Raw genomic sequence first — 14,605 nt, 5'->3', positions numbered from 1 at the left:
AGCCCCCTTACGCGTTGTAGTAGCGGAGCTGCGGGCGGGTGCCGAACTCCTCGAGCAGCTGATAGGCCTTGTTCTCGCGCACGACCTTCGAGATCTCGGAGTTCGGATCGTCGAGGTCGCCGTACACGCGGGCGCGGCCGGGACACACGCGCACGCACATGGGGATGTCGCCGCGGTCGGTGCGCTCCTTGCACAGCGTGCACTTCTCGGCGACGCCCTTCGGGCGCACCGGCACGTCTTTGTCGCCGTAATTCCAGTTGGGGTCGCGCACAGGCTCGCTCCAGTTGAACACGCGGGCGTTGTAGGGGCAGGCGGCCATGCAGATGCGGCAGCCGATGCACTTGTCGTAGTTGATCTCCACGCGGCCCTTATCGTCCTTGTACGTGGCGCCCACCGGGCACACCTTGAGGCACGCGGCGTTCTCGCAGTGCTGGCACGCCACGGGGATGTAGGTGCGGCTGAGGTCCGGGTAGGTGCCGTGCGCGCCGTCGGCCGTGTCGAGCCCGTCGGTCTCCACGCGGATGTAGAGCATGTTCATGGGGATGTTGTTCTGCATCTTGCAGGCGTTGGCGCAGGTGTTGCACCCGACGCAACGCTCGAGGTTGATGGCGATGCCAAGCTTGGTCATGACCTCTCACCTACGCTTTCTTGATCTCGACGAGGGTGTCGGAGAACGGGATGACCGGGCCGCACAGAAGCTCGGAGCCGCGCTTCACGTAACTATCGTTGGTGACGTTCTGGACGTTGCCCTCCACCATGAAGTCGGCGGTCTGCCCCTCGAACATGCGCGCGCTGCCGGGGCGGATGGACTCGTTGGCCTTCACGCGGCACTTGTAGGAGCCGCGGTCGTTGAACACCTCCACGACGTCGTTCGTGACCAGGCCGCGGGACTCCATCTCCACCGGGTTGAGCTCGATGCGCGGCTCGGCGAACTGCTGGATCCACTTCGCGTCGTTGAACTGGTTGTGGATGCGGTAGCGCGTGCGCACGTTGGCCAGCTGCAGGGGGTACTTCGAGGCGAGCTCGCTGTCCGCGTGCGCCTCCAGCGGCGGCTCCCAGGTGGGAAGCGCCTGGTCATAGGACGCGAGGCCGTCGTAGTACACGTCCATGCGGGTGGAGGTGGTGGCGAAGGTGCGATCCATGAACTCGCGGCGCGGCTCCTCGATGCCCTCGAGGGGGTAGACGCCCTGCTTTTCGTTGATCTTGTCAACCGTGAGCGACGAGACGTAAGGGTCGGGCGAGGTGGCGAGCACCTTGGCCACCCACTCGTCGGACGTGGCGGGCAAAAGGCCGTCCTTGCCGAAGCGCTTCGCGATCTCCTTGCCGATCCAGAAGTCGGTGCGCGCCTCGAACAGGGGCTCGATGATCTTGTTCTGCAGCACGATGTTGCTGTAGCCGATCTTCACGTTGCCCACCTCGGCGTCGTTCTCGAAGCGCGTGGTGGCGGGCAGGACGATGTCGGCCCACTTGGCGCCCTCGGTGAAGTACGGGTCGATGGTGACGATGAAGTCGAGGCCGCGGGCGAACTCGGCCGTCTTGTTCATGTTGCCGATGTGCTGCTGCAGGACGTCGCCGGTGAACACGCACGCGCGCACCTTGGCGCTGCCCTCGCGGGCGTCGTAGAGCGGCATCTCCAGCTCGGCGGCCGCGAAGTCCTCCGGCACGGGCCAGGCGCCGAGCGCGCCGGCATGGCCGTTGTAGCTGCCGCCGACGAACACGCCCACGCCGGCACCCACCTTGCCCACGTTGCCCGTGAGGGCCACGAGGGTCACGGCGGCATGTCCCGCGATGTCGGCGTTGCCCATTTTGTCGTTGCCGCCCCAGCCGAGCGCCAGGCACGCGGGGCCCTTGGCGTACTCGCGGGCGAGCTCGCGGATGGTGTCGGCCGGCACGCTGCTCACGCCCTCGGCCCACTCGGGGGTGTACTCGACCTGCTTCTTCTTGAGCAGGGTGAACACGGTGGCGCACTGCTTGCCGTCCACGGTGAACGTGCCCTCGAGCGCGGGCTTGGCAGCCGCGTCGGTGTGGGCGGCCTTGGCGCTGGTCGCCGTGTCCCACACGAAGAAGGGGTTCTGCTCGCCCGTCTCGGGCTCCTCCGCGTTCGGGTCCTCCGCGTGGTCGCGCAGCAGCATGCCGGTGGCGGTGTCCACGAGGAACGGGAAGGAGGTGTGGTTCAGCACGAAGTCCTCGTCGTAGAGCTTCTCGTCGAGGACGGTGCTGGCCATGCCCAGGAAGAAGGCGGCGTCGGTGCCGGGGGTGATGGGCACCCACTGGTCGGACTTGCCGGCCGTCGTGGAGAAGTGCGGGTCCACCGTCACCATGCGGGTGCCGGCCTCCTTCGCCTCGAAGAACAGGCGGACGTTGGGAAGGCTGGACTCGAGGAAGTTGCTGCCCACGTTGAGCACCATGTTCGAGTTCACCCAGTCGCGCGCCTCGCAGGTGGCCATCGCGTAGCCGCCGCCGAAGCCGATGGCCGGGTCGAGGCCGTTGCCGATGCCCACGTCGATGCCCATGCTGCCGTCCACCTGCGCGCCGAGCGTGGCGGCGAGCCAGGGGAAGTTGGCCTCGGCGCCGGAGGAGACCACGACGCAGTCGTTGCCGTGCTTGGCCTGGAGCTCCTTCAGGGTGTCGCACACCTCGTCGAGCGCCTCGTCCCACGAGATGGGCTCGAACTCGCCCGCGCCGCGCTCGCCCGTGCGGCGAAGCGGCGTCTGGATGCGGTGGTCGCCGTAGATGTGCTGGACCTCCGAGATGCCCTTCACGCAGATCGTCTCGTAGCGGTCGTCGCAGCAGTTGTTCGGCTGCACCGACACCATGCGGCCGTCGCGCACCGTGCACGCGAGCGGGCACATGCCGCCGCAGTGCGACTGGTGGTAGGTGTAGGCCGTGTGCTCCTCGCCCGTCTCGGCGTGCGCCTCCGCCAGCCATCCGTCGGCGGTGGTCATCGCGCCCGCGCCCAGCAGCGCCAGGCCGGTGCCCGCGGCGGCGGTTCCCTTGATGAAGCCGCGTCGCGTCACGTTCGTCTCGTCTTTGGCCATTGCATCCCCTTTCTCAGTGATTCATGACCGTTTCCTCGAAGACTGCTCATTAACTGATTTTCATAGTAATATAGTTAAATAGGAAACTGAATATGTAAATTTCGAGAATAATCCTGAGGCGGCAAACGGTATGGTAACAGCGGCGAAGAGCACAAGCGTTGTCGCACGCCCTTGCGACAAGTGTTTCACGTGAAACACTTGTACGCCCCTGTTGTCATCCTGAACGAGCGCAGCGAATCGAAGGATCCCTTTTGACAGGGGGACGGCGGCGAAAGCGCGAGCGTTGTCGCACAGCGTTGCGACAAGTGTTTCACATGAAACATCTGTACGCCCAAGTTGTCATCCTGAGCGGAGCGAAGCGGAGTCGAAGGATCCCGCGCGGCGATAGCAGTAACGCTTTCGGCTGGCGCCGCGCGGGATCCTTCGACTCCGCGCTTCGCGCTCCGCTCAGGATGACATGAAGGGCGCTTTGCGCCCCGCTCAGGATGGCAGGCCGGGATGTTTCACGTGAAACATTTGTACGTGGGGATGCGGGAGGGTTTAGGCCTCTCCCCTGCCCTTCTTGAGGGCGCTGGCGATGTCGCCGGTGAAGCCCTGGGCGTAGGGGCTCGGCACGACCACCATGTTGCCGCCCTCCTTCACGCTCTCGTTCACGAGGCTCATCATGCGCAGCTGAAGCGCCAGGTCGTCCTCGCGGTAGGCATGCGCGGCCTCGATGAACATGTCGGAGATGTCCTTCTCCACCTCGGCCAGCACCACGCGCGCGTTGCGCTCCTGCTGCGCCTGGGCCTCGGCGCTCATGGCCTTCTGCAGCTCCTGGGGCATGCGGATGTCGCGGATCTCCACGTCGATGATGGTGACGCCCCACTGCTCGGTCTTGGCCTCGATGGTGCGCTTGAGCTGGTGGTCGATGTGCTCGCGCTGCATGGACAGCTCGGCGATCTCCACCTGGCCGATGGCGTCGCGCAGCGCCGTCTGCGCCACGAGCGACGCGGAGCGCTCGTAGTCCTCCACGGCCAGGCACGCCTTCTTGGGGTCCCACACCATCCAGAACACGACGGCGTCCAGGTCCACCGGCACGAGGTCGGCCGTGAGCACCTGCTCGGCCGAGCACGAGATGGACGAGATGCGCTGGTCGATGACCACGGTCACCGAATCCACCACGGGGATGGTGACGTAGAGCCCCGGCCCCGCGAGCCGCTGGAACCGCCCGAAGCGCAGCACCACGGCGCGCTCCCACTCGTAGGCGATGTGGATGCAGCTGGCCAGCGCCAGGCCCGCGAGCACGCCGGCGGCCACGGTGAACGCCGAGCGGAACGCGTAGGTGGTGCCCACCACCACGGCGAACCCGATGAGGAACAGCGCCACGGCCAGCACGACCGCGCCGCGACGCGACGCCTTGCGCCTGCTTGGGGCCTCACCCTCGCCGCCTGCGAGCACGTCGCCCGCCCGATCGACGCCGCTGCCGCGCTTGCCGAACTTGACCATAGCCTGCTCCTAACCCATCCGGGAGATCGTGTCCTGAAGGCGCGCCACGACCTCGTCGCGCGTCATGCCCAGCTCCTCGCACTGGCGGACGAAGTCGCCCATCATCGCGTCGACGGTGGACCCGACGGAGCCCCCCTCGGCCGGCGCGGGGCTCTCGGCCACGAACGTGCCGCGCCCGCGCTTCGACACGATGAGGCCCGACGTCTCCATGCTGCGGTACACCTTGTTCACGGTGTTGTAGTTGATGCCCAGGTGGACGGCCATCTCGTGCACGGTGGGAAGCTGGTCGCCCGGCTGGTACTGGCCCGTCTGGATGAGGTAGGCCAGCCGGTTGCGCAGCTGCACCCAGATGGGCACGCCGCTGCGCTCGTCTATGCTGAATCTCTCCACTGCCCCGGCTTCCTCGCGCCGCCCCCTCGGGGCGGGCCCCGATTTTCCTACATCGCTAGCCAAATACAACCCTATATATCTTACTGCGCATCATACGCCTTTTCGACGCGGATCGCACGCGGTTTCGCGCAGCTACAAATAGGAGGAGAGCCCCGCAAACGGCGCGGCGCACAGGCAGAGGCGAAGAAAGAAGCCCCCGACCAGCAGAAGCGCGCCCACCGCGGCGCTGGCGCGGGCATCGGGCGCGCGCAGGGCGGCCTCGAGCGCGAAGGGCGCCGCGATGCCCGCCGCGACGAGCCCTCCCCAGAACGCGGGCGCGAGGTCACCCGCGAGCAGGCGTCCCGCCGCAGCGCTCGACAGCGGGTCGGCCGCCGCCAGCGCCACGAGCGCGCCGAGCGCGAGGGCCTCGAGCGCGAGCAGCGCGGCATCGACGCGGGCCACCTCGCGAAAGATCGGGCGCGCAGGGGCGTCGGCCAGCAGCGGGAGCGCGAGCAGCACCCCTCCCCCGCACGACAGCGACGAGAGCACGAACAGCGCCGGCACGAGCGGCGAGGCCAGAAACGGCAGCGTGTCGATGGTGGACAGGAACAGCCCCGAGTACACCATCACCACGAGGGCCGCCGCGCACCCGAGCCCCTTCACGGCCGCGACGCCGCCCCGGCCGAGGCGCAGCGCCCCCAGGTTGCACGCCGCGAGCGCGGCCGCGAGCGCCACGAAGGCCACGAGCGCCCATGCGCCCGCGGACAGCACCGATCCCGCCGGGTTCGCCAGCACGGAGAGCGCGAGCTCGGGCCGCCCCAGATCGAGCATGAGGCACGCCGCGCCCACCGCCACCAGGCCGCACGACGCCACGAGCGCGGGCAGCGCCACGCGCCGAAGCGAGGCCGCGAGCGCGGCGGAGGACCGCGCGCGCCGCGACAGGAGGACGGCCGCGACGAACGCGCCGCTTCCCGCGCCCGCCAAGAACAGGTAGATGACGATGAGCGGGCCGAACATGGCGCGCCGCTACAGCTTCACATGCCAGAGGCTCTTGAGGTCCTTGAGCTCGGCGCGCAAACGGTCGAGCACATCGGGGGTGACCTCGCCCTCCACGTTCATGTACGCGAGCGCGCAGCGCTCCTCGGGCTTCGTGCCGATCTGCATCGTGGTGATGTTGATACCCGCCTCGCCGAGCACCGTGCCGATCGCGCCCACGCGCCCCGGCGCGTCCACGTACTCGAAGACGAGGGACTGCCCCGCCGGCGCGATGTCCAGCTTGTAGCCGAACAGCGACACGAGGCGCGCGCCCTGGCCCTCGCCGGCCAGCGTGCAGGCCGCCTCCGTGCCGTCGGCCACGACGGACACCGTGGAAGCGTAGCCGCCGGCGTCGGGCGAAAAGAGCGCGTCCACCTTGATGCCGTGGCGCCTGGCCACCGCCTCGGCGTTCACCGGCGTCACCGTGGCCACGTTCTTGTACGACAAAAGCCCCTTGAGCGTGCCCGCCACCAGGATGGACGTATCGGCATCGGCGAGCGCGCCCGCCGCCGTGAGCTTGAGGAACTGCGGGATCTCGCCGTGGATCTGCGCGAGCATGCTGCCCATCATCTGGCACGCGGGCACGTAGGGCCCCACGGCGTCCATCACCTCGGGCGGCACGGGCGCCATGTTGAGCGCGGTCGGCACGATGGAGCCCGCGAGGCCCGCGGCCACGTACTCGGCCGTCTGCACGCCGGCGCGCAGCTGCGCCTCCTTGGTGGACGCGCCCAGATGCGGCGTGAGGATGGCGTTGGGGAACTCGTGCAGCGGGCTTTGCGTACAGGGCTCGTCCTCGTACACGTCGAGGCCCACCGCGCCGATCTTGCCGGCGGCCAAAAAGTCGGCGAGCGAGTCCACGTTGTAGATGCCGCCGCGCGCCGCGTTCACCAGGATCACGCCGTCCTTCATGCGGGCGTACTGGTCGGGCCCGAACATGCCGATGGTCTCCCTGGTCTTGGGCAGGTGCACCGTGATGAAGTCGGCGAGCGGCACGATGGCGTCCACGTCGTCGTAGAGGGTGACGCCCAGCTGCTCGGCGCGCTCGGGGCTGCAGTACGGGTCGTAGCCGATGAGCTTCATGCCGAAGGCGCGCGCCCGCTCGGCCACGAGCCCGCCGATGCGCCCCAGGCCGAAGATGGCGAGCGTCTTCTCGTAGAGCTCCACGCCGGTGAACGAGCCCCGCTCCCACTTGCCCGCGTGCATGGACGCGTTCGCCTGCGGCACCATGCGCGCGCAGGCCAGCATGAGCGCGAAGGCGTGCTCGGCGGCGCTCACGATGTTGGAGGTGGGGGCGTTGCACACGATGACGCCCCGCTCGGTGGCGGCGTCCACGTCCACGTTGTCCACGCCCACGCCGGCCCGGCCGATGACGCGCAGGCGCTCCCCCGCCTCGACGACCTCGCGCGTGACCTGCGTGCCCGAGCGCACGATGAGCGCGTCGTAGGCGGGGATGGCCGCGATGAGCTCCTCGGGGGACAGCCCCAGCCGCACGTCCACCTCGAAGCCCTTGCCGCGCAGAAGCTCCACGCCCGCGTCCGCCAGCTTCTCGGTTACCAGCACCTTCTTCGTCATACCGAAAACCACCTTCTCGTTCATGAGCGTTCCGACCGTCCGTCCGCGCCCTGCGTGCGCGCCGTGGATCCCTTGAGCCGAACCATCATAGCAAAAATCCCAGCGCGGCAGAGGAATTGCAGCCGCACACCAAAAAGAAGCCGCCCGTAGGCGGCTTCAACAAACAAGGTGAAGATCGGTCGGCTTACTTCGACGGGCAGAAATCGATCCCGTCTTCGCTCGCAGACGCGCTCGCCGACGCGCTCGGCGCGAAGTCCTTGCCGTCGCTTCTGTACTCGGCAGATGCCGAGGCGGGCGCGAAGTCCTTGCCGTCGACGCTGGCGCCCTCGCCGCCGGCCACTTCTTCCAGATCCTCCGGGGAAAGCTTCTTCTTGTCGTCGGTCATGGCAACCTCCTTCTTTCCGTTCGCTTCCGCGAACCGATGTGCCCGCCGCAACGCCTCCGCTGCGAAACGGGGTGCCGATACCGCGATTATACCACTCTGACCTGGGCATTCACACACATCAAAAGCGCACCAAATCGCGTGCGGGGGGCGAAGCCGGCGCCGGGGCGGAAGCGGCAGGGCCTCCCCCCCCTGCAAGAGAAAAGCCGCCCGAAGGCGGCTTTCAGGAGGGCGGAGAGGAACGGCCCGGCGCTATTTGGACGGGGCGAAATCGACGCCGTCGTCGCTTGCGGACGCGCTCGCCGGAGCGAAGTCGCTGCCGTCGTCGCACGCCAGAAAGCCGTCGATGTCGTTGTCGCTCGCACCGCCGGCCACTTCTTCCAGTTCCTCCGGGGAAAGCTTCTTCTTGTCGTCGGTCATGGCAACCTCCTTCTTTCCGTCCGCTCGCGCGAACCGATGCGCCCGCCCGCGGCCTCGCCGCGCACAGGGATGTCCGATGGCCCGATTATACCACTCTGACCTGGGCATCTGAGCACACCAACACCGCACCAAGCAAACGAATCCCCGCCGCGCCCGCTCCTTCCCCCTCACGCCACCTCGTCCTCGTGCAGGTCGACCACCTTCGTGCGCACCAGGCGCCCGTCGCGCACGAGCGAAAGCGTCGCGCGCCCGCAGGCTATGCGCCCAAGCGGCTCGCCCTGCTTGATGGCGCGCCAGTCAAAGCGGTAGTCGACGGTGCGCTCGGGCTGGCTCGGATCGCGCACCATCCGCAGCACCGCCGTCTCATAGGAGGCGAAATCGGCAAGCGCCGCGCGCTCTTCGGCGGATACGGTGCCGATCGCGCCCAGATGCGCCATGAACGCCTCGATCAGCCGCAGGTCGAAGGGCAGCCACTCCTCCGTGTCGAAAGACGAGGTGGCCGTCCCCTCGATCTCGCCCAGCACGTCCGCGCAGCCGACGTGGAACGCCCGGCATGCGGCCAGCGCCCCCGCGGCCCCCTCGCCGAGCGCGCGCACCGCAAGGCCCATCGCCCGCGGGGCGCGCTTGTAGGCGCGCAGGAAGTCGAGCGCATGGGGGTAGGCATCGGCCACCGTGCCCGGCAGGGAGCAGAAGTGCGGGAACATCCCCAGGTGGGTCCTCACCATGCCCTCCAGCTCGCGGATCCCCGTCTGCGAAACCATCTCGGAGCGGTCGGGGTCGTACACGAGCTCGCCGCCCCAGCGCTCGAAGAGCTCCGTGCCGTTCAAGAAGCCCAGGCGGTGCAGCTGCACGCGCCGCAGGCCGGCATCCTCCAGATCGAGCGCGAGCCGAAGCGTGAGCGCGAGGTCCTCCTCGGCCTCGTCGGGGAACCCGTACACGAACGACGCCGTCACCTCCATGCCGGCCTCGCGCAGCGAGCGGGCGACGGGCACGACCGACCCCACGTCGAGATTCTTGTTCACGAGCCGCTGCATGCGCGGCGACCCCGTCTCGACCCCCAGGTACACCGCCACGGCGCCCGCCCGGCGCATGCGCTCGATCAGCTCGTCGTCGAGCGTATCCACGCGCGACGAGCAGCTCCAGCCGAACTTCAGGCCGCGCGCCTCCACCGCGTCGCAGAACGCCAGCACGCGCTTCCTGCTCGCCGTGAACAAGTCGTGCTCGAACTCGAACCGCCCGACGCCGTGCTCGCGCTGCAGCCGCTCCACCTGGTCGAGCATGTCGTCGATGCTGCGCATGCGGAAGGTGCGCTTCCAGAACGTCTTGGTGGAGCAGAACGTGCAGCTAAACGGGCACCCGCGCCCCGCGTCGATCATCGCCCGATCCCTCTTGCGCAGAAGCTCCGGGTCGAGCTCGCGCAGGTAGTTGCCCAGCCGGTACTCCATAGAAAGCAGCTCGGGACGCGGGTTCGCGCGCACGGAGCCGCCCGCGCGGTACACGAGCCCCGGCGTGGAGAGGTCGGCCGATCCCGCCGCCAGCGAGGCGAAGAAGGGACCCACGACGGCCTCCCCCTCGCCGCAGCAGACGAAATCGACCCACGGGAACGCCTCCAGGGCCTCCACGGCCGTCAAGTCGGCCTGCGGCCCGCCGAGCACCGTGAACGCGGCCGGCGCCTCGCGCTTGACCGCCTGCGCGAGGCGCACCATGATGTGCGCCGTGTCGCAGCGGCAGTAGAACGCCACGATGCGCGGGCACCGCTCGTGCAGAAACGCGGCGAAACCCTGCTCGATGGCCGCCAGGCCGCCGCGCGAGGGGTCGAAGCGCGCGAAGCCCGCCAGCTCGCAGGCAAGGCCGGCCTCGCGCGCCCTGCCCATCAAGATGATGGGGCCGCTGAAGTCGGCGTCGTCCCTCTCGTCGAACGACGGAACCACGAACAGCGCGTCGAGCGCGCCCTCGGATATCGTATCGGCCATGTGCCCTCTCCCCCTCACTCCATCTGCTGGCGCTCGGCAAGCCGCCTGAACAGCCCGTCCGCCGCCATAAGCTCCTCGAAGGTCCCCTGCTCGGCCACGCGGCCCCCGTCGAGGACGACGATGCGGTCGCAGGCGCGCACGGTGGACAGGCGGTGCGCGATGACGAGGCGCGTGCAGTCCAGGTTCTCCAGCGCGCCGATGATCTTCCTCTGCGTCACGTTGTCGAGCGCGCTCGTGGCCTCGTCGAACAAGAGCATGCGCGGCTCGCCGGCCAGCGCCCGCGCGATGGCGATGCGCTGCTTCTGCCCGCCCGAGAGTCCGGCCGAATCCTGCGACACCAGCGTGCGCATCCGCATGGGAAGCGCGCGGATATCCTCGGCGACGCCCGCCAGCTCGGCGGCGCGCCACGCGTCGTCCATCGTAAGCCAGGGGCTGCCCACCACGATGTTGGAGTAGATGGTGCCCGAGAGCAGGTCGGCCTCCTGCAGCACCGTGCCCGTCTGGCGGCGCAGCGTGCGCGCGTCGATGCCGGCCAGATCCTCGCCGTCCACGAGCACCTGCCCCGCCTCGGGCTCCTCGAAGCCCAGGATCAGGCGCAGCAGCGTCGACTTGCCGCAGCCGGTCGGCCCCACCACGGCCACGTACTCGCCCGCCCGGACGGCCAGGTCGAGCCCGTCGAACACGCGGTTCGCGCCGGCCTCGTAGGAGAACGCCACCCCCCGCAGCTCCACCTCGCCGCGAAACTCCCCGAGCGCGCGCTTGGCCTCCCCAGTCTCGGGCGCCGCCTCGAGCAGCGGGCGCAGAAGGCCGAGCGTGGGCTGCAGGAGGGCGACGGATCGGATGGAGGACGCGAGCGAGGCGAACGAGCCCGCCATCAGCCCGTAGGCCACGGAGAACGCGTAGTAGTCCGCCGGCGGCACGCCCGAGATGCCCGCGCAGGCGAACAGGATGAGCGACCCGAGCGCCGCAGCCGCCACCGCGAGCGTCGTGGCGTACTTCACCGCGAGGGGCGGGCGGTAGGTGGCCTCGGCGCGGCGGGCCAGCATGCCCCGCCAAACGTCGGCGGCGCGCCCCTCGCTGCCGCTCAGCTTGAACTTGCGGATGCCCCCGAACAGCGCCAGCTCGAACCCCGACTGCGCCACCGTCGCCTCCAGGACGCGCCGGCGGTTCGCCACCGAGGCCCTCAGAGGGGCGAGCGCGGCCGCCATCGACAGCGCGAGCGAGGCGAGGGCGGGCACGATCAACGAGGGGCCGTAGTGCGCGATCTGCACGAGGTAGGCGAGCGACAGCACGGCGGCCATGCCCGACGAGAACGCGGTGGTGGCCAGCGACGTTGCGTAGGCCTCCAGGAGCTTCAGGCGCGAGGCGAGATCGCCCGCCGAGAACCGCCGGAAGAACGACGCGGGCAGCATGAGCGCGCGCATGACGGCCGCCGCAGCCACCGACGCGCCGCTTTTCTGCTGGATGCGCGCGGAGAACAGGCCGCGCACGGAGTTCAGAAGCCCGAGCGCCACCACCGTGGCCGCCATGAGCAGGACGGTGGTTCCCAGGTACCGCACGTTGCCGATGCTCGACACGTCCTCAACGAGCTGGCTCGTGAGAAACGGCATGAGCAGCCCCAGCGCGGTGACCATGAGCGCGAGCACGGCCATGCACGCGTAGTCGGAGGCCGAAAGCGAGCGCAGCGTGTATGCCACGAGCGAGCGCATGGAGAGCCTCGTCTGCGGAAACGGCCGGTACACGCAGAACGCGTCCGGCTCGATGAGGGCGGCCGTCCGGGCGCGCACGCGCCTCGTGCGCCCCGTGCGCGCGTCGCGCATCACGTAGCCGCCGGAGCGCGGCAGCACGGCTACGGCGCCGCCGCCGTCGGCGCGGCACGCCACGTAGGCGCCCATGGCGTCCTTATACCAGGCGCCCTCGAGCTTTACCGCGCGGTGCATGGCGCCGTGGCCGCGCAGCACGCGCTCCATCTCGTCGCGCGCGGGCTCGCCCTCGTCGGAGGCGACGTCGGCCTCGATGCCGAACGAGCGCAGCACGCACGCCACCGCGTCCTGCCAGCCCGCCCAGCGCCCGCCCGTCGCCTTGTCAGCAGCCTCGCCCATCGCCACCCCCCTCATGCGTCCGCCAGCAGAAGCGCGTAGCGGCCGTGCGCGGCCGCGAGCGACTCATGCGTGCCGCGCTCGACGACGCGGCCGTGCTCGAGCACGACGATCTGGTCGCAGTCGCGGATGGTGGACAGGCGGTGGGCTATCACGACGAGCGTCGTGCCGCGGCGGCGCACGGCCTCCATGACGCGCTGCTCGGTCTGCGCATCGAGCGCGCTCGTGGCCTCGTCGAGGATGAGGATGCTCGGGTCGCCCGCCAGGGCGCAGGCAAGCTCGACGCGCTGGCGCTGGCCGCCCGACAGGTTCGCCCCGCCCTCCTCCACCGGCGCGTCGAAGCCCCCTTCCCGCGCGACGATGTCATCGTAGATGCAGGCGTCGCGCGCGGCCCGCTCGATGTCGGCGCGCGAGATCTCCGGGCGCCAGAGCGCGATGTTGTCGGCGAACGACCCCTTCACGAGCACCGGCTTCTGATCGACCACGGCCAGCGACGAGAAGAACGCCGCGCGATGAAGCGACGAGGCCGGCGCCCCGTCGTAGAGGATCCGGCCGCGCGAGGGGCTCAGCACGGTGGCGATGAGCCCGGCCACGGTGGACTTCCCGCACCCGGAGGGCCCGACGAGGGCCACCGAGGTTCCCGGCTCGACGACCAGGTCGAAGTCTTTCACGAAGTCGGGCCCGAGCGGGCTGTAGGAGTACGCCACGCCCGCAAGCTCGATGCGGCCCGAAAGGCGCTCGAACGGCGCAGGCGCGGCGGCGGCCGTGGCTCCCGCGCTCCCGGCCTCCTCGCCCTGCGGCGCGTCGTCGGCGAATACGCGCTCGGCCGGGTAGCGCATGACGTCGTCGATGCGCTCGGTGTTCGTCCGCATCTCCTGCAGCACCTGCGACGAGTCGAGCAGCCGCTGCGCCGGGCTCATGAACTGCTGCATGAAGCCCTGGAAGGCCATGACCATGCCGAGCGTGAACTCGCCTTTGAAGCACAGCGCCATCCCCGCCCCCAGCACGGCCACGTTGGCCAACGACGACACGATGGCGGGCAGCGCGCCTAAGGTCTGGCTCGTCTCGGCCATCTTCGCGGTCTGGGCGTACACGCGAGCCTGCCGGCCCGACCATCCCTGGAAGAACCCGCCCTCCGCGCCCATGGCCTTGATGGTCTCGATGGCGCGGATGCCCGACGCCGTCTCGGTGGCGAGCCGGCTCTGGTCGTACACGAGCCCGCGCGCCCAGTTCACGCGCCGGGCGGCCACGATGCGGGTTATGGCCAGGTTCGCCGCGAGCGAGCACAGCCCCACGGCCGAGAGCACGGGGCTGTAGCCCACCATGACCGCCAGGTACACCGCGAGCATGACCACGCTGAGCGCGAGCGGCACGAGCGTGTTCACCAGCGTGCCCGCGATGGTCTCGTTGGCCTCGGCGCGCATCGAGAGGTCGCCGGGGGAACGCTGCTGGAAGAACCCGAGGGGCAGGCGCATGAGATGGTCCAGATACGCCGACGACGACCCCACGGCCAGCGCCGCAAGCATCCGGTAGGAGTAGGCCGTCCGCGCCGCCTCGATCACGGCGATGGCCGCCGACACGCCCGCGAACAGCAGCAGGAAGCGCGGCAGGAAGCCGTCGGGGGTGTAGCCGAGCACGAGGTCGAGGAACGTCCGGTTGAACAGCGCCGGCAGAAGGGCGAACAGGGCGCCCAGGGCCGCCGCGCACAGGGCGAACGCCACGCTCGAGCCGTGGCCGCCCAGCCGCCGCCGCGCGAACGCGAGCACGCTCGGACGCGAGCCGCCGCGCTCGAAGCCCTCTTCGGGCCGCATGACCAGGCACACGCCCGTATAGCTCTGCGAGAACCGCTCGAGCGGAACCGAGTACGCCCCCACGGCCGGGTCGTTCAGGTACGCCCGCCCGCCGCGGAAGCCCCGCAGCACCACGAAGTGGTTGAAGTCCCAGTGGATGATGCAGGGAAGCGCGTCCTCCCGCACCAGATCGTCGATGTCAAGGCTGTAGCCCTCCGCGGCGAGCCCCCAATGCCGCGCCGCCTGCAGCACGTCGGAGGCCCGGGCGCCGTCGCGCGAGACGTTGCACGCCGCGCGGCACTCTCCCATGGCGACCCATTTCCCATGGCTCGCCAACACCATGGCCAGGCACGCCGCGCCGCACTCGGCCATCTCGGCCTGCATGATGACGGGGACGCGGGCCACCTTGCACGCCCTCTGCCGCCTGGCTGCTTCCATC

General features: G+C 69.6%; 11 protein-coding genes. All 11 read right to left on the bottom strand.

Features of this window, described 5'->3' with window-relative positions:
- Nucleotides 1–7 precede the first annotated feature (7 nt).
- The 11 genes from FX134_RS01055 to FX134_RS01010 all read right to left on the bottom strand — a co-directional run bounded on the left by FX134_RS01055 (nucleotide 8) and on the right by FX134_RS01010 (nucleotide 14,604).
- On the bottom strand, nucleotides 8–628 hold the full coding sequence (locus FX134_RS01055; protein ID WP_080797131.1) for a 4Fe-4S dicluster domain-containing protein: 621 nt from the start codon (nucleotides 626–628) through the stop codon (nucleotides 8–10).
- A 10-nt stretch (nucleotides 629–638) separates the two neighbouring features.
- A complete protein-coding gene (locus FX134_RS01050) occupies nucleotides 639–3,038 on the bottom strand; it encodes a molybdopterin-dependent oxidoreductase (protein ID WP_080797130.1) in 2,400 nt (799 codons plus the stop codon).
- Nucleotides 3,039–3,578: 540 nt separating this feature from the next.
- Nucleotides 3,579–4,526: an SPFH domain-containing protein gene (locus tag FX134_RS01045; protein ID WP_080797129.1), complete on the bottom strand. Its 948-nt coding sequence runs from the start codon at nucleotides 4,524–4,526 to the stop codon at nucleotides 3,579–3,581.
- A gap of 9 nt (nucleotides 4,527–4,535) precedes the next feature.
- Nucleotides 4,536–4,916, bottom strand: coding sequence for a GntR family transcriptional regulator (locus FX134_RS01040; RefSeq protein ID WP_080797128.1), 381 nt, complete (start codon nucleotides 4,914–4,916; stop codon nucleotides 4,536–4,538).
- A 132-nt stretch (nucleotides 4,917–5,048) separates the two neighbouring features.
- On the bottom strand, nucleotides 5,049–5,912 hold the full coding sequence (gene nrfD / locus FX134_RS01035; protein ID WP_080797127.1) for an NrfD/PsrC family molybdoenzyme membrane anchor subunit: 864 nt from the start codon (nucleotides 5,910–5,912) through the stop codon (nucleotides 5,049–5,051).
- A gap of 9 nt (nucleotides 5,913–5,921) precedes the next feature.
- Complete coding sequence (gene serA / locus FX134_RS01030) at nucleotides 5,922–7,502, bottom strand: phosphoglycerate dehydrogenase (protein ID WP_080803616.1); 1,581 nt, start codon at nucleotides 7,500–7,502, stop codon at nucleotides 5,922–5,924.
- Between the two features lie 184 nt (nucleotides 7,503–7,686).
- Entirely contained in the window at nucleotides 7,687–7,887 is a 201-nt protein-coding gene (locus tag FX134_RS01025) for a hypothetical protein (protein ID WP_080797126.1), read from the bottom strand.
- A 249-nt stretch (nucleotides 7,888–8,136) separates the two neighbouring features.
- Nucleotides 8,137–8,304 (bottom strand): hypothetical protein, encoded by a 168-nt coding sequence (locus FX134_RS14515; RefSeq protein WP_172623325.1) that lies wholly within the window; start codon nucleotides 8,302–8,304, stop codon nucleotides 8,137–8,139.
- A gap of 167 nt (nucleotides 8,305–8,471) precedes the next feature.
- On the bottom strand, nucleotides 8,472–10,277 hold the full coding sequence (locus FX134_RS01020; RefSeq protein WP_080797125.1) for a B12-binding domain-containing radical SAM protein: 1,806 nt from the start codon (nucleotides 10,275–10,277) through the stop codon (nucleotides 8,472–8,474).
- Between the two features lie 14 nt (nucleotides 10,278–10,291).
- Nucleotides 10,292–12,379, bottom strand: a complete 2,088-nt coding sequence (locus FX134_RS01015) for an ATP-binding cassette domain-containing protein (RefSeq protein WP_143412109.1) — start codon at nucleotides 12,377–12,379, stop codon at nucleotides 10,292–10,294.
- 11 nt (nucleotides 12,380–12,390) lie between these two features.
- Nucleotides 12,391–14,604 (bottom strand): cysteine peptidase family C39 domain-containing protein, encoded by a 2,214-nt coding sequence (locus FX134_RS01010; RefSeq protein WP_080797123.1) that lies wholly within the window; start codon nucleotides 14,602–14,604, stop codon nucleotides 12,391–12,393.
- Nucleotide 14,605: the final 1 nt, after the last annotated feature.

This window comes from Arabiibacter massiliensis (assembly GCF_902386925.1).
Taxonomy (GTDB): domain Bacteria; phylum Actinomycetota; class Coriobacteriia; order Coriobacteriales; family Eggerthellaceae; genus Arabiibacter; species Arabiibacter massiliensis.
The sequence above is the reverse complement of the archived record's forward strand: the minus strand, read 5'-3'. Positions and strand labels throughout refer to the sequence as shown.